Source organism: Pseudomonas frederiksbergensis, assembly GCF_003732705.1.
GTDB classification, from domain to species: Bacteria; Pseudomonadota; Gammaproteobacteria; order Pseudomonadales; family Pseudomonadaceae; genus Aquipseudomonas; species Aquipseudomonas frederiksbergensis_F.
Map to the genome: position 1 here is coordinate 77,008 of NZ_MOBR01000004.1, position 18,200 is coordinate 95,207.

Annotated in this window: 18 protein-coding genes; 7 read left to right on the forward strand and 11 right to left on the reverse strand. The window is 58.3% G+C overall.

The annotated features are described in order from the left end of the window. Positions 1–44: 44 nt before the first annotated feature. The gene (murJ, locus tag BK667_RS02505; protein ID WP_123596711.1) at positions 45–1,583 is read right to left on the reverse strand and encodes a murein biosynthesis integral membrane protein MurJ; all 1,539 of its coding nucleotides are present in this window, start codon (positions 1,581–1,583) and stop codon (positions 45–47) included. Between the two features lie 252 nt (positions 1,584–1,835). Between murJ and rpsT the strand changes: the two genes are divergently transcribed. Continuing rightward, the gene (rpsT, locus tag BK667_RS02510; RefSeq protein WP_008154937.1) at positions 1,836–2,114 is read left to right on the forward strand and encodes a 30S ribosomal protein S20; all 279 of its coding nucleotides are present in this window, start codon (positions 1,836–1,838) and stop codon (positions 2,112–2,114) included. A 178-nt stretch (positions 2,115–2,292) separates the two neighbouring features. Here the strand turns inward: rpsT and BK667_RS02515 are convergent, their stop codons facing one another. The 5 genes from BK667_RS02515 to rplU form a co-directional block, all read right to left on the reverse strand. Further along, a complete protein-coding gene (locus tag BK667_RS02515) occupies positions 2,293–2,754 on the reverse strand; it encodes a CreA family protein (RefSeq protein WP_123514528.1) in 462 nt (153 codons plus the stop codon). A 12-nt stretch (positions 2,755–2,766) separates the two neighbouring features. Beyond that, positions 2,767–3,885 carry a glutamate 5-kinase gene (gene proB, locus BK667_RS02520; protein WP_123514526.1) on the reverse strand — a complete coding sequence of 373 codons (1,119 nt, stop codon included), beginning with the start codon at positions 3,883–3,885 and terminating at the stop codon, positions 2,767–2,769. Positions 3,886–4,022: 137 nt separating this feature from the next. Beyond that, entirely contained in the window at positions 4,023–5,246 is a 1,224-nt protein-coding gene (gene cgtA / locus BK667_RS02525) for an Obg family GTPase CgtA (protein WP_123514524.1), read from the reverse strand. 194 nt (positions 5,247–5,440) lie between these two features. Further along, positions 5,441–5,716 carry a 50S ribosomal protein L27 gene (gene rpmA / locus BK667_RS02530; RefSeq protein WP_046048788.1) on the reverse strand — a complete coding sequence of 92 codons (276 nt, stop codon included), beginning with the start codon at positions 5,714–5,716 and terminating at the stop codon, positions 5,441–5,443. Positions 5,717–5,750: 34 nt separating this feature from the next. Further along, complete coding sequence (rplU, locus tag BK667_RS02535; protein WP_003176051.1) at positions 5,751–6,065, reverse strand: 50S ribosomal protein L21; 315 nt, start codon at positions 6,063–6,065, stop codon at positions 5,751–5,753. Positions 6,066–6,305: 240 nt separating this feature from the next. Between rplU and BK667_RS02540 the strand changes: the two genes are divergently transcribed. The 3 genes from BK667_RS02540 (at position 6,306) to BK667_RS02550 (ending at position 8,259) form a co-directional block, all read left to right on the forward strand. After that, positions 6,306–7,274, forward strand: a complete 969-nt coding sequence (locus BK667_RS02540; RefSeq protein ID WP_123514522.1) for a polyprenyl synthetase family protein — start codon at positions 6,306–6,308, stop codon at positions 7,272–7,274. Between the two features lie 179 nt (positions 7,275–7,453). Next, positions 7,454–7,795, forward strand: coding sequence for a zinc ribbon domain-containing protein YjdM (locus tag BK667_RS02545; RefSeq protein WP_010467527.1), 342 nt, complete (start codon positions 7,454–7,456; stop codon positions 7,793–7,795). A 206-nt stretch (positions 7,796–8,001) separates the two neighbouring features. Continuing rightward, positions 8,002–8,259 (forward strand): PA4570 family protein, encoded by a 258-nt coding sequence (locus BK667_RS02550; RefSeq protein WP_123514520.1) that lies wholly within the window; start codon positions 8,002–8,004, stop codon positions 8,257–8,259. 125 nt (positions 8,260–8,384) lie between these two features. On the opposite strand, the gene bamJ is transcribed toward BK667_RS02550, so the two are convergent. The 3 genes from bamJ to BK667_RS02565 form a co-directional block, all read right to left on the reverse strand. Next, positions 8,385–9,002, reverse strand: coding sequence for a BamJ family beta-barrel-assembly machinery protein (gene bamJ, locus BK667_RS02555; RefSeq protein WP_123514518.1), 618 nt, complete (start codon positions 9,000–9,002; stop codon positions 8,385–8,387). A 120-nt stretch (positions 9,003–9,122) separates the two neighbouring features. After that, a complete protein-coding gene (locus tag BK667_RS02560) occupies positions 9,123–9,434 on the reverse strand; it encodes a DUF6482 family protein (RefSeq protein WP_123514515.1) in 312 nt (103 codons plus the stop codon). Positions 9,435–9,645: 211 nt separating this feature from the next. Further along, positions 9,646–10,134: a TIGR00645 family protein gene (locus tag BK667_RS02565; protein ID WP_020296439.1), complete on the reverse strand. Its 489-nt coding sequence runs from the start codon at positions 10,132–10,134 to the stop codon at positions 9,646–9,648. A gap of 160 nt (positions 10,135–10,294) precedes the next feature. On the opposite strand from BK667_RS02565, the gene BK667_RS02570 reads away from it, so the two are divergent. After that, positions 10,295–12,124 (forward strand): hypothetical protein, encoded by a 1,830-nt coding sequence (locus BK667_RS02570; RefSeq protein WP_123596712.1) that lies wholly within the window; start codon positions 10,295–10,297, stop codon positions 12,122–12,124. Here BK667_RS02570 and BK667_RS02575 read toward each other — a convergent pair. Beyond that, positions 12,118–12,459, reverse strand: a complete 342-nt coding sequence (locus BK667_RS02575; RefSeq protein WP_123509165.1) for a PA4575 family protein — start codon at positions 12,457–12,459, stop codon at positions 12,118–12,120. The two genes, BK667_RS02570 and BK667_RS02575, sit on opposite strands and share 7 nt — an antisense overlap. A 417-nt stretch (positions 12,460–12,876) precedes the next feature. Beyond that, positions 12,877–15,315 (reverse strand): Lon protease family protein, encoded by a 2,439-nt coding sequence (locus tag BK667_RS02585; RefSeq protein ID WP_123596714.1) that lies wholly within the window; start codon positions 15,313–15,315, stop codon positions 12,877–12,879. A gap of 280 nt (positions 15,316–15,595) precedes the next feature. Here BK667_RS02585 and BK667_RS02590 point away from each other — a divergent pair, with 280 nt between their 5' ends. Together BK667_RS02590 and BK667_RS02595 are read left to right on the forward strand one after the other, a co-directional pair. After that, entirely contained in the window at positions 15,596–16,084 is a 489-nt protein-coding gene (locus tag BK667_RS02590; RefSeq protein ID WP_054051400.1) for a DUF3015 domain-containing protein, read from the forward strand. A gap of 93 nt (positions 16,085–16,177) precedes the next feature. Beyond that, positions 16,178–18,031 (forward strand): Lnb N-terminal periplasmic domain-containing protein, encoded by a 1,854-nt coding sequence (locus BK667_RS02595; protein WP_123596715.1) that lies wholly within the window; start codon positions 16,178–16,180, stop codon positions 18,029–18,031. Positions 18,032–18,200: the final 169 nt, after the last annotated feature.

Consider the following 18,200-nt stretch of genomic DNA (forward strand, 5'->3'; position numbering starts at 1 on the left):
CCGACAAAACTGCCGACCCGCCCGTGTTTATCCAGGCAAACGCCTCAGCTCAACGCCTTGCGATTGAAGTCGCGCAAACGGAAGCCCATCAACAGCAACATGCCGAAATAAGCGACGACACCGGCCACCACCAAGGCGCCCAGACGCAGGAATCGCTCAAGCATATGCCCCTGATCCCAGGCCGGCATGAAATGCATCCCCGCCAACAACACCGCCGACATCACCAACACGGCAATCACCAGTTTGAGCCCAAACTTCGCCCAGCCCGGTTGCGGCTGGTACATCTGCTGTTTGCGCAGTTGGTAGAACAGCAAACTGGCGTTAATGCAGGCTCCAATGCTGATGGCCAGCGCCAGGCCGGCGTGGGCCAGCGGACCGATAAGCACCAGGTTGAACAGCTGAGTAACAATCAGGGTGAAAATCGCGATTTTCACCGGCGTGCGGATGTTTTGTTGCGCATAAAAGCCCGGCGCCAGCACTTTGATCACGATAATCCCGAGCAAACCGACCGAATAAGCGATCAGCGCCCGTTGAGTCATCGAGGCATCAAACGCGCTGAACTGGCCGTACTGAAACAGCGAAACCGTCAGCGGCTCGGCCAGAATCCCCAGCGCCAGGGAGCACGGCAACACCAGCACGAAGCACAGGCGCAGGCCCCAATCGAGGATTCGCGAATATTCCTGGCGATCCTTGCTGGCGTAGGTCTTGGCCAGGGTTGGCAGCAAAATCGTGCCCAGCGCCACGCCCAGCACACCGGATGGCAATTCCATCAAACGGTCGGCGTAATACATCCAGGACACAGAGCCGGCCACCAGGAATGAAGCGAAAATCGTATTGATGATCAGGGAAATCTGACTCACCGAAACCCCGAGAATCGCTGGCAGCATCTGCTTCATCACGCGCCAGACGCCGGTGTCCCGCAGGTTCAGCCGTGGCAACACCAGCATGCCGATCTTTTTCAGATGCGGCAGCTGATACAGCAATTGCGCCAGGCCACCGACCAGCACGGCCCAGCCCAGGGCCATGACCGGCGGATTGAAATACGGCGTCAGGAACAATGAAAAGATGATCATGCTGACGTTGAGCAGCGTCGGCACGAACGCCGGCACCGAGAAGCGGTTATAGGTGTTGAGGATCGCCCCGGCCAATGAAGACAGGGAGATCAGCAATATATAAGGGAACGTCACCCGCAACAGACTGGACGTCAGCTCGAATTTCTCCGGGGTATCGGTGAAACCCGGCGCCGTGGCCCAGATCACCCAGGGCGCGGCAATCATCCCCAGCGTTGTGACCAGCGCCAGCACCAATGTGAGCAGGCCCGAGACGTAGGCAATGAAGGTTTGCGTCGCCTCCTCGCCCTTCTGGCTTTTATATTCGGCAAGAATCGGCACAAAGGCTTGGGAAAAAGCCCCTTCGGCAAAGATCCGCCGCAGCAGATTGGGCAGTTTGAAGGCGATAAAGAAGGCGTCGGTCGCCATCCCTGCGCCAAATGTACGTGCGATAAGCGTGTCACGAACGAACCCCAAAATGCGGGAAAGCATCGTGATAGAGCTGACGGCGGCCAACGATTTGAGCAGATTCATTAAAAGAGTTTGTGCCTGTCGATAAACAGCAGGCGAACAAAGCGCCTACTTATGCGATACTCCGCGCCGCAGCAGCACAGAGCCAAAGCTCGCGAGTTTACAGGTCAAGCGCCGGAAATAAATATCCCGCCTCTTTATACCTACCACTTAGCGGAACGTCTCAACCGCCCTTGACAAGACATCAACTCATCGGCATGATTCGCGGCCTATTTTGTTTGCTATTTCCTAAAAAGTCTTTCGAGGAGCTCGACGGTGGCCAACACACCTTCCGCCAAAAAACGTGCAAAACAGGCTGAGAAGCGTCGCAGCCACAACGCCAGCCTGCGTTCCATGGTTCGTACCTACATCAAGAATGTAGTTAAGGCCATCGACGCAAAAGACGCTGAAAAAGCTCAAGCTGCTTACGTTCTGGCCGTGCCAGTTATCGACCGTATGGCCGATAAAGGCATCATCCACAAGAACAAGGCTGCTCGTCATAAGAGCCGCCTGAACGGTCACGTCAAGGCTCTGAACCTTGCTGTTGCCGCTTAAGCGATAAGCTTGTTGAAAAACCGACCTCAGGGTCGGTTTTTTATTGCCTGCGATTTGGCTTTATTTCAGTGAGCACGGTAGTGCCTGACCCGACGCTTTCGCGGGCAAGCCTCGCTCCTACGGGATATACGACACAACCCTGTAGGAGCGAGGCTTGCCCGCGAAAGCGATCTTCAAATCACTGATGAGTCCACGGCAAAATCGGAATCGCCGTCACCGCATTCTGCGGACTACCCTCGATCAAGCGATCGCTGTAGACCAGATAAACCAGCGTATTGCGCTTCTTGTCGAGGAACCGCACCACCTGCATGGTCTTGAACACCAGCGATGTGCGTTCCTTGAATACCTCATCACCATCCTTCAATTCACCCTTGAAGCTGATCGGCCCGACCTGACGACAGGCAATGGACGCCTCGGCGCGGTCTTCAGCCAGGCCCAAACCACCCTTCACGCCACCAGTCTTGGCGCGCGACAGGTAGCAGGTCACACCCTCAACTTTGGGATCGTCGAACGCCTCCACCACAATGCGGTCATTCGGCCCGACGAATTTGAACACCGTCGACACCTGGCCAATTTCCTCGGCCGAGGCCAGCAGCGGCATCGCCAGCAACAAGCCCAATAATCCCTTTGCTACGCGCATTCCAGTTTTCCTTCAGACCAGGATCAGGTTATCGCGGTGAACCAGTTCCGGCTCCGCCATGTAACCCAACAGACCGACAATCGCCTCAGACGACTGACCAATGATTTTTTGCGCCTCAAGCGCGCTGTAGTTAGCCAGGCCGCGGGCGATTTCTCGACCGTCCGGTGCCACGCAAACCACCATTTCGCCACGACGGAAACTGCCCTGGACCAGTTTGACACCCACCGGCAGCAAACTTTTATTGCCCTTGGACAATGCCGTCACCGCCCCCGCATCCAGCACTAGGGTGCCGCGGGTTTGCAGGTGCCCCGCCAGCCATTGCTTGCGTGCAGCCAGCAGGCCACGCTCAGGCGATAGCAACGTACCGATGCGTTCGCCAGCCTTGAGGCGATCCAGCACGCGCTCAATGCGCCCACCGACGATGATGGTGTGCGCACCCGAACGCGCGGCCAGTCGCGCCGCACGCAACTTGGTCTGCATCCCGCCACGACCCAGCGCGCCACCGGTGCCGCCCGCCACCGCATCCAGCGCCGGATCATCGGCGCGAGCTTCGTAAATCAGGTTGGCGTCAGGGTTGTTGCGCGGATCGGCATCGAACATGCCATCGCGATCGGTCAGGATCACCAGCAAATCAGCTTCGACCAGATTGGCCACCAGCGCTGCCAGGGTATCGTTGTCGCCGAAACGGATTTCATCGGTGACCACGGTGTCGTTTTCGTTGATCACCGGAATGACCTTGAGCTCGACCAGCGCGCGCAAGGTGCTGCGGGCGTTCAGGTAGCGCTTGCGGTCAGACAGGTCGTCGTGGGTCAGGAGAATCTGCGCGGTATGCCGACCATGCTCGGCAAAGCTCGACTCCCAGGCCTGCACCAGCCCCATCTGACCGATGGCGGCAGCCGCCTGCAATTCGTGCATGGCACTGGGTCGCACGGTCCAGCCCAAACGGCTCATGCCGGCCGCCACCGCCCCAGAGGACACCAGCACCAGCTCGACGCCCGCCTCATGCAAGGCCACCATCTGTTCAACCCAGACACCCATTGCCGCGCGATCCAGGCCCTTGCCGTCCGCCGTCAGCAAAGCGCTGCCGATCTTCACGACCCAACGCTGCGCACCTGTCACCTTGCTCCGCATCATCTTCAACCTTAGTTTGAGGGCAGCGCGACCTGGCACTGCCCGTAACGTTATTCGTGGTTATTCGTGACCAACTATCGATTTCCAGATACTAAAACGCCGCTCTTGTGAGCGGCGCTTAAGTTTATCGCAACGAATCAGTCACGCACGTAAATGATTTCCGGACCGTCTTCGTCATCCACATCTTCTTCGTCCCAATCATCGTCACCGATGTCGTGGACCGACTTCACGCCGCTACGGCGCAAGGCACGCTGGTCATCCAGGGCCTGCAACTGAGCACGGGCTTCGTCTTCGATGCGCTGATCGAGTTCGGCCAGTTCTTCCTTGTAGGCCGGGTCGGCAGCCAGACGATCAGCACGATCTTCCAGATAACGCATGATGTCGTGGCAAAGGCGCTCGGTGCCCAGCTTGGAGATCGCAGAGATCACGTAGACCGGACCGGTCCATTCCAGGCGATCAACGATTTCCTTGACGCGCTCATCGTGCTCTTCTTCAAGGATCTGGTCGCACTTGTTCAGCACCAACCAACGATCACGCTCAGCCAGGGACGGGCTGAATTTGGTCAGCTCGCTGACGATCACTTCCGCAGCATCCGGGGCACTGGTGTCATCCAGCGGTGCCATGTCCACGAGGTGCAGCAGCAGACGGGTACGCGACAAGTGCTTGAGGAAGCGAATCCCCAGGCCCGCGCCGTCGGAAGCACCTTCGATCAGACCAGGAATGTCCGCAACCACGAAGCTTTTCCAGCGATCGACGCTGACCACACCCAGGTTCGGCACCAGCGTGGTGAACGGGTAGTCAGCGACTTTCGGCTTGGCGGCCGATACTGCGCGGATCAGGGTACTTTTACCGGCGTTCGGCAAACCGAGCAGGCCGACGTCAGCCAATACTTTCATTTCCAGCTTGAGATCGCGCGCCTCACCCGGCTTGCCCGGAGTGGTCTGGCGTGGAGCCCGGTTGGTACTGGATTTGAAACGGGTGTTGCCCAGACCGTGCCAGCCGCCATGCGCCACCAGCAAACGCTGGCCAGCCTTGGTCAGGTCGCCGATGATTTCCTGGGTCGCAGAGTCGATAACAGTCGTACCGACTGGAACGCGCAGCACCAGCTCTTCACCTTTCTTGCCGGTGCAGTCGGTGCTGCCGCCGTTGGAGCCACGCTCGGCATCGAAGTGCCGGGTGTAACGGTAGTCCACCAGAGTGTTGAGGTTTTCGTCGGCGACCATGTAGACCGAGCCGCCATCACCACCATCACCGCCGTTCGGGCCACCGTTTTCAATAAACTTTTCGCGACGGAAGCTCATGCAACCGTTGCCGCCGTCACCGGCCTTTACTCGAATCGATACTTCATCAACAAACTTCATAACAAAACGCCTCTCGTCATACGGACGAGCCGAAAAACACTAAGACATAAGACTCTTGCAAAAATGAGCGCAGCGACCTCAATCAACGACCGCAAATACAGCGCCGGAGCCCATCACAAACAGCTTTGCAAGAGACTCACCCCACAAACGAAAAAGCCCCGTCGCGAGACAGGGCTTTTCCAGCAACTACGTAATTATGCCGCGACGACTGCAGTCTTCGGAACAATGCTTACGTAACGGCGATTGAAAGCGCCTTTTACTTCGAACTTGATCACGCCGTCGATTTTAGCGAACAGAGTGTGATCTTTACCCATGCCAACACCGTAACCGGCGTGGAATTGGGTGCCGCGCTGACGCACGATGATGTTGCCCGGAATGATAACCTGGCCGCCATACATCTTCACGCCAAGGCGTTTGGCTTCTGAGTCGCGACCGTTACGGGTACTACCACCAGCTTTTTTGTGTGCCATGAGTCAATTCTCCTAGTGAGGAATTAGGCTGAAATTAAGCCTGAATACCGGTGATTTTGATCTCGGTGTACCACTGGCGGTGGCCCATACGCTTCATGTGGTGCTTACGACGACGGAACTTGATGATGCGGACTTTATCGTGACGACCTTGGGAGATCACTTCAGCCACAACGGTAGCGCCTGCAACAACTGGAGCGCCGATGTTCACGTCATCGCCATTGGCGACCAACAGAACGCGATCAAAAGTAACGGATTCGCCAGTAGCGATTTCCAGTTTTTCGATCTTCAGGTATTCACCTGGGGCGACCTTGTATTGCTTGCCACCAGTAACAATTACTGCGTACGACATGGTATTTCTCCGATAATCCTGCTCACCCAGCTCTTTATAAGAAGAGGTATTGGCTGGCATGGCTGCATAAGGCTGGAAGGCCTGATTGCAATTGCGTAAGGCAGGTGCTGCCCAGGAAGTTCAGGGTGCGCGATTGTACGCAAGCTGACTTGGCGATGCAAGAGGCCGTCCATCGTACCTTGACACCTGCGGACGTGGGTCCTAGCATGCCGCGCAACCCTTCTGGAGCAACTGTCGCTGATGCAACCCCAAGCTTTCTACCGCGCGGTGGCGGACGATTTTAACGCCGTCGACGGCATCATCAAGAAGCAGCTGACTTCCCGAGTGCCGCTGGTATCGAAAATCGGCGACTACATTACCTCGGCCGGCGGTAAACGCCTGCGTCCTCTATTGGTGCTGCTGTGCGGCAAGGCACTGGGTCGCGAAGGCGATGACCTGCGCCTGCTGGCCGCCACGATCGAGTTCCTGCACACCGCCACCCTGCTGCATGACGACGTGGTCGACATGTCCGGCATGCGCCGTGGCCGCTCGACTGCCAATGCCATGTGGGGCAATGCGCCAAGCGTGCTGGTGGGCGATTTCCTGTATTCGCGCTCTTTCGAAATGATGGTCGAACTCGGCTCCATGCCAGTGATGAAGATCCTTTCTCAGGCCACGCGAATCATCGCCGAAGGTGAAGTGCTGCAGCTGTCGAAGATCCGTGACGCCAGCACCACCGAGGAAACCTACATGGAAGTCATCCGCGGCAAGACCGCGATGCTCTTCGAAGCCTCGACCCACAGCGCCGCCGCCCTGTGCGAAGCCACAGCGGAACAGTCTGAAGCCTTGCGCACGTTTGGCGATCATCTGGGCGTGGCCTTCCAACTGGTCGACGACCTGCTGGACTACAAAGGCGACGCGCAAACCCTGGGCAAGAACGTCGGCGACGATCTGGCCGAAGGCAAACCGACCCTGCCGCTGATCTACACCATGCGCGAAGGCACCCCGGAACAGGCCGCTCTGGTACGCCAGGCGATCCAGAAAGGTGGCATCGAAGACCTGGAAAGCATCCGCGGCGCCGTGGAAGCTTCCGGTTCGCTGGACTACACCGCGCAATTGGCCCGTGATTACGTGGCCCGCGCGATCAAATGCCTCGACGTTTTGCCGGCCAGCGAGTATCGCGATGCGCTGGTTGAGTTGAGTGAGTTTGCAGTAGCCCGCACGCACTAAAACGCTACCTGTAGGAGCGAGGCTTGCCCGCGAAGGCGTCGTGTCAGGCGACATTTATTTCGACTGACACACCGCCTTCGCGGGCAAGCCTCGCTCCTACAAAATCATGCGCTGTCCCCTCCCCGGATAAACCCTATACAATGTGCGACTTTTAGCGATCCTCAATCCAAGGAGCCTTAGTGAGCACGTTGCCACCCTGCCCGAAATGCAATTCCGAATACACCTACGAAGACGGCGCACAGCTGATCTGCCCGGAGTGCGCCCACGAATGGTCCGCCAGCGGCGAAGCTGAAGCGGCGTCCGATGACACCGTGAAAAAGGATTCGGTAGGCAACGTCCTGCAGGACGGCGACACCATCACCGTGATCAAGGACCTGAAGGTCAAGGGCACTTCCCTGGTGGTCAAGGTCGGTACCAAGGTCAAGAACATCCGCCTGTGCGACGGCGATCACGACATCGACTGCAAGATCGACGGCATCGGCCCGATGAAGCTCAAATCCGAGTTCGTCAGAAAAGTCTGAACCTGCTGTCATCCATCCCGCGCCCGGCGTGGGATGGTGCTTACCCTCCCCCCGCTTCACCCAGCAATTCCTCGCAGTAGCCAAACGCCAGCCGTTTTGACTTCACGCAACCTTCACCCTGAAAAAAACACAAAGTGCCAATAGGCCCTTGCTATTTGATGAATAAGAATTATTCTCATTGAAACCCATCAATGGAGATGAGACCCATGACTTATTTGATCGATGCCTGGCTGGACCGCCCACACCCTTACCTCAGGATCCTGCATCGGGAAACCGGGGAAGTCTGTGCGGTGCTTGAAGAAGAAGCCTTGAACGAATTGCAGGATCAGGGGGATCTGGACGTCAACGGCTTGAGTTCCAGCGAGCCGGTGGTGCTCAAGGAACTGGTGCGCAATCTGTTTCTATTCTGCTATGCCCGGGCGTTGCGCCCGTCGCATGAACTGCATCATAAGATCGAACTATGAAACACGCCGCAAAACCTTGTAGGAGCAAAGCTTGCTCGCGATGGCGATGTATCAGTGACATCAAAGTGACTGACACACCGCCATCGCGGGCAAGCCTTGCTCCTACAGGTTTACAGGGCCAGGTTTTACAGAACGTCGAGCAGCTCGACGTCGAACACCAGTACGCTGTGCGGCGCAATGCTGCCAACGCCTTGGGCGCCGTAAGCCAGTTCGCTCGGCACGTACAGGCGCCATTTGCTGCCGGCATTCATCAGTTGCAGGGCTTCGGTCCAGCCAGCGATCACGCCGCCAACCGGGAATTCAGCAGGCTCGCCGCGCTCGTAGGAGCTGTCGAACACAGTGCCGTCGATCAGGGTGCCGTGGTAGTGGGTGCGCACTTGATCTTCACGGGTCGGCTTGGCGCCTTCACCTTGAGTCAGTACTTCGAATTGCAGGCCGGAAGCCAGGGTGGTGATGCCGTCACGCTTGGCGTTTTCAGCCAGGAAGGCCAGGCCTTCGCCAGCAGCGGCTTCAGCTTTGGCAGCCGCTTCGGCTTGCATGATCTCGCGGATCACTTTGAAGCTGGCGGACATTTCTTCCTGACCCACACGGCTTGGCTTGCCGGCGAACGCGTCGGTCAGGCCAGCCAGGATGGCGTCCAGGTTAACGCCTGGTGGTGGATTGTCGCGCAGTTGGTCGCCCAACTGACGGCCGATACCGTAGCTGACGCGGGTTTCGTCGGTGGACAGATTTACTTCGGACATGACACTGCTCCGCTGTGCGGACAGCCCTGGAACTTGCCGTGCGAGCACAGCGCATCCCGGAGCGCCCGGAACCAAAAGGGCGAGCAGACTAGCACAGATGCCGTGGCGTTGATCAGGGGGTCAGCTCTGCCAGGTTGACCGGAAGGCAATCGGCACCTTCAGGCTTTCTTCGACACTGGCGCCGAGCCCGCACATTTCGTCATGCACCGAGGTGTGCACCAGGTTGAATTGCAGCTTGGGAAACGCATGCAGCACTTCCCGGGCATGTTCGACTGAGCGCAGATGAAACATCTGACCGCGGGTATCGCTCAACGGATACGCCGCACCGTGCATCCGCGCTTCCAGCAGATAGATCCCGCCTTCCAGCGAAATCAGATTCAGCTCATCGATCTTCCCGGCGATGGCGTAAGCATTCAGTTCTTGCAGGTTCATGAGCGCACCTCAGAGTAGTGGCGAACCAAGACCCTTACAGGCATATGCCTCGACGCCTTAAAGCACAACCCACAAACCACACCGCCCGTCTGTTTCACATCAACCCTGTAGGAGCGAGGCTTGCCCGCGAAAGCGTCGTGTCAGGCGATATATGTTTCGACTGACACACCGCCTTCGCGGGCAAGCCTCGCTCCTACAGGGATCGTGCAAATCAGTGCTTGGTCAGCTTATCCAGGTACCCCATCGCAAACGCCGAGATCACGAAGGTCATGTGAATGATCACATACCACTTCAAATGCTCGGGATCGACGTTCTTGGCGTCCATGAAAATCCGCAGCAGGTGGATCGAAGAAATCGCCACGATCGAGGCCGCCACTTTCATCTTCAGCGAAGACGAATCCATGGTACCCAGCCAGTTGAGCTTCTCTTTGCTCTCATCGATGTCCAGTTGCGACACGAAGTTCTCGTAACCGGAGATCATCACCATCACCAGCAGGCCGCCCACCAGCGCCATGTCGATCAGCGACAGCAACACCAGAATCAGGTCCGATTCCGCCATCGAGAAGACGTTGGGGATGACATGGAAGACTTCCTGGAAAAATTTCAGCGCCAGTGCCAGCAAGCCCAGGGACAAGCCAAAGTAGATCGGCGCCAGCAGCCAGCGGGAGGCGTACATTGCATTTTCGATAAAGCGTTCCATTGAATCTCACACAAGGGCTGGTAAATGGCGGCGAGTATACCAGCCGCTTGTAACACCCAGAAACCGCCCGGAAATCCGCAACCTGCGCGTATGTGACAAAGTTTTTCTGCTAGTGTCCAAACCATTGACAGGTTAGCGACACCGGACAGGAAGACAGGAAATGGATGTGCGATTGCCTTTAACGAGTGCCGGACTGTGCCTCGCGCTACTGCTCGGCGGTTGTTCACCCAGCGATGAGAAGCGCACGGTCAGCCTCGAAGAAAAAACCGCGCAGTTCGAGAAGTCCCTGGATGCCATTACCGACCCGAAACTCAAGGATGCCGTCGCCGAGCTCGGCGGTTCGCTGCTGTTGCTGGAACGGGCGCAACTCAAGCTCGACAGCAAACCGCTGCAAACCGAGTACAGCGAAGATGCCCTGGCCGTGCTCAAGCACTACCCCACGCCCCAGGCGTTGGTGGACACCTACATCAATGGCCTGTTCGTGCTGCACAAAGACTCCAGCTCCGATTACCTGACGGATCTGCAACCGGTGTTCCCCTTCAACTTCAGCATCCCGGCAGCGTTCCTCTTCCCCCATGGCCTGGAATGGCAATCGGTGACCCTGAGCAACAAACGCGTCATCCCCTTCCAGCCGGAATGGTCGGAAACCGATCCCGGCATCCAGTTGAGCCCTTCCAGCTCGAACCTGACCAACCCCGACGACCTGACGGTGACCTACCCGTTCATCGACGGCCTGGACGTGGAAAACAAAAACCAGCCGCAACCGGTGAGTTTGCAAGGCAAGGTCGAGGTCATCGCGCCGCGCCGGCTCTATAGCTTCAACCTGACGAAAAAGGACGTCGGCCAGACGCGTACCAACGACAACCTCAGCGTCACCCTGCTGAACCTCGCGAACAACTATGCCGAAGTCGAATTCACCAACAACTTGCCGCTGGCACCCGAAGTCAGCGAAACGCCGCTCAACCCGCTGATCGTGCAAGCCAAGGACAGCACCGGGCAATTTCTCTCCCGCTCAGGCTCGATCAACGAAACCGCCGCGCAAATCGCCTTCTACCAAAAACAACTGGCGCAAATGCAACTGCAGAAAGCCTGGAGCGAGACATTCGAAAAGCAACTGGATGAAGACCAGCGAGCATTTGAAAAGCAACAGACCCGGCATTACACCAAGGTGTATTTCAACGGCCCGATTGAAACGCTTGAAGTCAGCGTGCTGGATTTCTCCACCGCCACCGTGACCCGCAAGGACTTGAACTTGCCGGTACGCCGCTTTGATCACGACACCACCGAGAAAACCATCCAGCCGCTGAATCTGCCGGTGGTGGTCTACGACGATCAGGCCCCGATCTGGCTTAAAGGCGCGACGCTGACCGAGGAACAACTGAAAAAAAGCGTCAGCATCACCCAAGCGGTGGACGACCCGAGCGCCGCGCGCATCGAGTTCGATCACCCGCACAGCTTCAATGATGAACTGCTCGGCACCTCTTTCAGCCCCGGCGACAGCCCGGTCACGTTCTTTACTGCGGATGACAGCGGCAAGCGCGATGAACCGATCGAACTGCCGCCCGAGGCTTATCAGGTCGATCCGTTGCGCGGAGTCATCACGTACGATTTGAACCTGTTCCCGGAAACCCCGGCCTTCGCGGTGGGCTCGATGCCGCTGTTCCTGGCCACGGTCGAGCAGAAAACCCTCGACGCACACCAACTGCCCAAGGGCCTGGAACTCAAAGGCAATGCGCTGGTGGTGGATCTGAAGCTGTTTCCCGCCCAGGACTGGCGCTTTTTCGCCACGGACGACAGCGGCAACTATCTGAAGGAGATTCTTTCGGTCACCCATGACGCGAGCGCAGAAGGTCCCGCGCTATTTGGCGTGCATTACTTCTACGGCCAGCCGACCCGACTGGAAACCTACCAGCGAACCGACCTCTCCACCGTGCAATATGGTTTTGAGGTCAAACTCGATAAAACCGAGATGCCCAATGCTGATCAGTGATCAGGACGAAACTCGAAGCCACCCAGGCTTCGACAACGACCACCATTGATTTCCCGCAGTTGGGCTTGCAGGTGCAGGCTCCAGATTTGCGGATCATCGGCCAGCTCATAGCCATGCAGGGTCAGGCTTTCAACGATGGTATCGAGAATGGATTCAGCCACGAACGGGCCATGGAACGGGCCTTGCGCCTTGATGGCGGAAGGTTGTTCACCGGCCATTCCGGCGGCGAAGAGCAAGGTCCACATGCCCGTATCTCCCGCCAAAGGGCGGATGGCGCACTCGATACGGGTCACAAGACCCAAGCATTGACGGGTGAGGCAGAGGTTGCGCGACATGGCGGCGACCCTCGGTAGATCCGGTATTCAGCCCCCATGGGAAGGCTGTTTCGATCCAGTGATTACTGTCCTTATCCTTGAGCTGAGAATAGAAGAAAAGTTCGCCCCGCAAGCAAAGCGAGACCAGAAGGCGCCGAGCGGTCATTGTGTGAATATTGACGTCAGAGTGATGGCACTGATCGTTCCCACGCTCTGCGTGGGAATGCAGCCCCAGGACGCTCCTCGTCCCTTAAAAGCGTGACGCGGAGCGTCACAGGAGGCATTCCCACGCGGAGCGTGGGAACGATCAAAAAACGCACAAAACCCTGTAGGAGCGAGGCTTGCCCGCGAAGGCGGTGTATCAGCCAACATCAATGTCGGCTGATAGATTGCCTTCGCGGGCAAGCCTCGCTCCTACAGGGGTTGTGTGGCTTCAGGTTAAGCCGGTTTGGCTTCGACCAACGCCTCCAGTGCGATTTCCTTCTCGGCTTCCTTGAGATCTTCTTCGCTGATCATTTCCGCGATCACCCGCAGGCGCTCCACCACCCGTGCATTGACGCTGCCTTCAGGGAATTCGCCGTTCTCGTCCGGTGCACCCGCCGGCTCGCCCACCAACAGGCTCAGGGCCTCGTCAGCCTGGCGCACGGCGTAAACATGGAACTGCCCCGCCCGCACCGCCGACAGCACCTTCTCATCGAGCATCAGCGTCGCGACGTTGGCCTGGGGAATGATCGCCCCCTGCTCACCGGTCAGCCCACGGGCTTCACAGAGCCGGAAGAAGCCTTCGATCTTCTCGTTGACCCCGCCCACCGCCTGCACTTCACCGAACTGGTTGATCGAACCGGTAATCGCAAAACACTGCTTGAGCGGCGTTTTCGACAAAGCCGAGATCAGCGTGCACGCCTCGCCCAGCGACGCACTGTCGCCATCAACGTAACCGTAGGATTGCTCCAACGCGATGCTCGCCGAGATCGCCAACGGGAATTCCTGCGCATAACGACTGCCCAGATACCCGGTCAGGATCATCACGCCTTTGGAGTGAATCGGCTGGCCAAGGTTGACCTCGCGCTCGATGTCGACAATCCCGCTGCCGCCCGGATACACCGTGGCGGAAATCCGCGCCGGCACACCGAACGCCGAGTCGCCGACTTCCAGCACCGTCAGCCCGTTGCACTTGCCGACCGCCGCGCCATCGGTGTCGATCAGGATGATCCCCGCCAGCATGTCATCGAGAATCCGCGCCGAGACGCGCCCGGTGCGAGTCGCTTTGGCTTTCAGCGCACGCTCGATGTGCCCGGCGTCGGTCATCTCGTCGCCGGCCAGGTGACGAATGAAATCCGCCTCGCTGACCAGCTGGAACAGGTCGCCGATCCGCGCCGACAAACGCCCCTGATGTTCCGCCAGACGCGCGCTGTAGGTTGCCAGACGCGCTACCGCGTCGGCAGTCAGCGGTGCCATGCCTTCTTCCGAGGTGCGGGTTTTGAGCAACTGGGCGAACTGCTCCAGGCTCTCATCGACCATCGGGATGTCTTCGTCGAAATCCACCAGGACGCGGAACATCTCCTGGAAGTCCGGATCGAGGTCTTGCAGCGTGTAGTAGAGCTGCCGGGCGCCGATGATGATGACTTTGACCTGCAACGGAATGTGTTGCGGGGTCAGGGTCACGGTGGCCAGTCGGCCGAGCTCACCGAGGGGCGATTCCATTTTCAGTTTGCGCGATTGCAGGGCGCGCTTGAGCGCATCCCACACGAACGGCTCGCTGAGCATTTTTTCCGCTTCAAGAATCAGGAAGCCGCCGTTGGCACGGTGCAACGCACCCGGGCGCAGTTGCCGATACGTCGTGTAGAGCGCGCCCTGATCGGTGCTGTATTCGATACGACCAAACAGGTTTTCGTAAGTCGGGTGCGGCTCAAATACCACCGGTGCACCGCCGCTGGCCGAATGACCGACCACCAGGCTTGGCGCGTATTGTTCTTCGAGCATCTTGCGCGCAACGGCGTCGACCTTGCTGTCATCGACCAATTGCTCGACCACGGTTTTCAGCAGGTACACCTGCATCGCTTGCAAATAACCGCACACCGCGGCGTTCTCGGCGTATTTCTCCGACAACGGTGACAGCAACGGCTGCAAGGCCAGGGTGATGGTTTCTTCGTTGAGCTGGCGCAGTTGATTGCTCGACTCGCGCTTCCATTGCGGCAGGCTGGCGAGTTCTTCGTTCAGGCGCTCTTCCAGACCCGAGATGTCCTCGTGAAAACGCTCGCGATCAGCTTCCGGCAACTGGGCGAATTCCGCTTCGTCCAGCGCCTTGCCTTCGCTCATCGGGGTGAACGCGATGTTGCTGGCGTCACGGTACAGCGCGACTTCCTTCTCCAGCGCCAGGCGCTCGATGATGTCCAGTGCCTTGTCGTAGCGCTGGTTGAAGGCGCGGTCGATCGCACTTTTCTTTTGTTGGTAGGACGGGTGCTCGAACACCGCTGGAAACGTTGCCAGCAGATTGTCGATCAAGCCGTTGATGTCACCGATGAACGCACCGGCGGTGCCCGATGGCAATTCCAGGGCGCGGGGTTCGCGTGGCTCATCGAAATTATTGACGTAGACCCAGTCCGCCGGGGTCTGCAGGCGCTTGCCTTCGGCTTTCAGGTAGCGTTTGACGAACGAGAACCGGCCAGTGCCGGGCTCACCCATGACAAATACGTTGTAACCGGGGCGTGGCATGGCCACACCGAATTGCAGGGCTTCAACAGCACGTTCCTGGCCAAGCACACCGCGGAAGGGCTCCAGATCATTGGTGGTAGAGAAGCTGAACTGTTCAGCGGAAAACGGACGGGTCAGCGCTTCGGGCGCTAGACGCAAGCTGGCAGCAACAGGATCAGGCATCGGGCTTCCTTACATCAGGCGGGGCAGATAGCGGCATTCTGGCGCTGCCCATACCCGACTGGCAAGGCGCGCCTCAAGCCAAAGCATAGACAAACCGCCATCCCCACGCGGGGCGGGGCCAAATCAATGTTTTACAGCGAATGTTTTGCAAAAAAACACGGAACCCTTGGAACGTGCCTAAACTCCAAACTGCGCGGCTGGAACTAATAACCGGCCCACTGGTGTCGAGATGGCACCAGAACCCCTTGTCCATTGGTATGCACACAAAGAGAACAAAGCTATGAAACGGATTCTTCTCGGTACTCTCTTCACCGTTGTATCCCTCAATGCTATGGCTCAAGCGCCAGGCGGCCCGGATTGTGGTTGGGGCAACATGCTGTTCGAAGGGCAGCGTGGCACCCCGGCTCACTTCCTGGCATCCACCACCAACGGCACCTCCGGCAACGCAACATTTGGTATGACTTCCGGCACCAACGGTTGCTCGACCAATGCAGCGCTGACTTATGGCGGTAAATCCTGGATTGCCATGAATGGCATGATGAACGAGTTGTCCGAAGACATGGCCAAAGGTAACGGCGAAGCGCTGACTACCTATGCCGTGGTACTGGGCGTGGCGCCGGAAGACCGTGCGCACTTCGCCGCCGTGACTCACGAGCACTTTCAGCAGATCTTCAGCAAGGCTGATGTGACCGCTGACGACGTGCATACCAACACCCTGGCCGTCCTGAAGAGCGATCCTCGTCTGGCCAAGTACGCCACTCAAGCTTAAGCTCGACCCAACCGCTCCTTTCGGGGAGCGGCTTTTGTTTTTTGGACCTGCCCCTCTTTGGGTCTTTGTTTCTTTCGACTTAAGTTGCCCACTATGCTCAAACGCCTTGCCTGGCTGGCGCTCTGTGTCTGCGCCCCGCTGTCCGCCGCGCCACACATCGACAATCAACGTTTGCAGCAACTGGCCAACGACCCTTTCTGGATTTCCCTGGGCCATTACGAAACCGCCAAGCTCGGCGGCTGGCGCAGCTATGTCAGCGACAAGAAATTCTTCCTCGCCCCTGATGGCAATGAACACCCGGACCGCGAACTGGCCGCGACGGTACAGGCGCTGTACGCCCCGGCCAGCGCCGGCGAAAAACATGCGCAATGCGTCTATCCGGCGCGCACTCGCTGGCTCAAGGCACAACTCAACCTGACCGACCTGCCGAAGCTGGACTGCGCCGAATTCACCCAATGGTTCAAGGATGTCGCGCCCCACAGCGCGGTGATGATTTTCCCGGCGGCGTACCTCAACAGTCCCTCATCGATGTTCGGCCACACCCTGCTGCGCATCGACCAGGCCAATGTGCAGAGCGACCAAACCGCCCTGCTCAGTTATGCGATCAACTTCGGCGCCTACATCGAAGGCTCGGACAACAGCATTCTGTATGCCTGGAAAGGTTTGATGGGCGGCTATCCGGGTTTGTTTGCGCTGGTGCCTTATCAGGAAAAACTCTCGGAATACCGCAGCCTGGAAAACCGTGACCTATGGGAATACCGGTTAAACCTGACCCAGCAAGAAACCGAGCGCATGGTCGAGCACGTCTGGGAGCTCAAGCAGATCCAGTTCGACTATTTCTTCTTCGACGAAAATTGCTCCTATCGCCTGCTCGAACTGCTGCAAGTGGCTCGGCCAAGCCTGCGCCTGACCGAACAATTCCCGCTCACGGCGATCCCCACCGATACCGTCAAAGCCGTGAAAGAGGCCGGGTTAGTGGAATCGATCCAGTATCGCCCCTCCCGTGAGCGTGAATTGCTGAGCCGCGCCCAGCCGTTGAATCCTGAAGAACAGCAATGGGTACTGAAAGTCAGCGCCGATCAGAAGCAATTGCAGGCACCTGAATTCAAAGCCCAGCCGCGCGACCGGCAAGCACTGATCGTCGACGCCGCTTACCGCTTGGAACGCTACCGCGCCAACGGCCAGGAGCGCGACCCGGCGCGGGCCCAGCGCAGTTTCGAGCTGTTGCGGGCGATCAACCAGAACCCGCCGCCAGAACTGGACATCCCCCGCCCAGGTTTGCCTGAAGACGGCCACGAATCCCGCACCTGGCAGGCCGGTCTCGGCACCCGGGGCGATAAGGCGTTTGGCGAGTACGGCTTGCGCATGGCCTATCACGACCTCAATGACAACGCCGAGAGCTTCCCGCTGGGCGCGCAGATCGAAATCCTGCAGATGAAACTGCGCCAGTACGAAGGCAATCACTGGCAATTGCAGCAACTGGATTTGGCGACCATTCGCTCCCTGACCCCGCGCAATGAGCTGTTGCAGCCGTTGTCATGGCAGGTTACCGGGGGGTTGGAACGGGTGCCGGGCAAACATGACGATGAAACCCTGGTCAGCCACGTCAACGGTGGTGCCGGCGGGACCTGGCAACTGGGCGAGGACATGCTCGGCTTTGCCCTGGGCACGGTGCGCATCGAACATAACAACGACTTCGCCGGGTTCGTCGCTCCGGCGGCGGGTTTCAACAGCGGTGTGCTGTGGAAAAACCCGCTGGGCAATTTCAGCCTGGAAACCAAGGGTGATTTCTTCACCAATGGCGAAGTGCGACGCAGCGTGAGCCTGAACCAGCAGTGGGAATTGTCGCGCAACCTGGGCCTGCGCCTGAGCGCCCAGCGCGAATTCAGCCACCTCGCCTCCCCCGAGAACGAAGTGATGCTTGAAGTGAAGTGGTATCACTACTGACCAACACCCGCCCCTGTAGGAGCAAAGCTTGCTCGCGAAGGCATCACCTCGGTCTTCCTGAATAACCGCGGTGATGCCATCGCGAGCAAGCTTTGCTCCTACGGATCTTTTGATCTTTCTTTCACATCCCGCTGACGAATCGACTTCTAGACTTCCCTGTATAGGCCGT

Coding starts and splice junctions, on each gene's coding strand:
- murJ (WP_123596711.1), bottom strand. CDS start 1,583: ATGAATCTGCTCAAATCGTTGGCCGCCGTCAGCTCTATCACGATGCTT.
- BK667_RS02515 (WP_123514528.1), bottom strand. CDS start 2,754: ATGCGCGTAGCAAAGGGATTATTGGGCTTGTTGCTGGCGATGCCGCTG.
- proB (WP_123514526.1), bottom strand. CDS start 3,885: ATGCGGAGCAAGGTGACAGGTGCGCAGCGTTGGGTCGTGAAGATCGGC.
- cgtA (WP_123514524.1), bottom strand. CDS start 5,246: ATGAAGTTTGTTGATGAAGTATCGATTCGAGTAAAGGCCGGTGACGGC.
- rpmA (WP_046048788.1), bottom strand. CDS start 5,716: ATGGCACACAAAAAAGCTGGTGGTAGTACCCGTAACGGTCGCGACTCA.
- rplU (WP_003176051.1), bottom strand. CDS start 6,065: ATGTCGTACGCAGTAATTGTTACTGGTGGCAAGCAATACAAGGTCGCC.
- BK667_RS02540 (WP_123514522.1), top strand. CDS start 6,306: ATGCAACCCCAAGCTTTCTACCGCGCGGTGGCGGACGATTTTAACGCC.
- BK667_RS02550 (WP_123514520.1), top strand. CDS start 8,002: ATGACTTATTTGATCGATGCCTGGCTGGACCGCCCACACCCTTACCTC.
- bamJ (WP_123514518.1), bottom strand. CDS start 9,002: ATGTCCGAAGTAAATCTGTCCACCGACGAAACCCGCGTCAGCTACGGT.
- BK667_RS02560 (WP_123514515.1), bottom strand. CDS start 9,434: ATGAACCTGCAAGAACTGAATGCTTACGCCATCGCCGGGAAGATCGAT.
- BK667_RS02565 (WP_020296439.1), bottom strand. CDS start 10,134: ATGGAACGCTTTATCGAAAATGCAATGTACGCCTCCCGCTGGCTGCTG.
- BK667_RS02570 (WP_123596712.1), top strand. CDS start 10,295: ATGGATGTGCGATTGCCTTTAACGAGTGCCGGACTGTGCCTCGCGCTA.
- BK667_RS02575 (WP_123509165.1), bottom strand. CDS start 12,459: ATGTCGCGCAACCTCTGCCTCACCCGTCAATGCTTGGGTCTTGTGACC.
- BK667_RS02585 (WP_123596714.1), bottom strand. CDS start 15,315: ATGCCTGATCCTGTTGCTGCCAGCTTGCGTCTAGCGCCCGAAGCGCTG.
- BK667_RS02590 (WP_054051400.1), top strand. CDS start 15,596: ATGAAACGGATTCTTCTCGGTACTCTCTTCACCGTTGTATCCCTCAAT.
- BK667_RS02595 (WP_123596715.1), top strand. CDS start 16,178: ATGCTCAAACGCCTTGCCTGGCTGGCGCTCTGTGTCTGCGCCCCGCTG.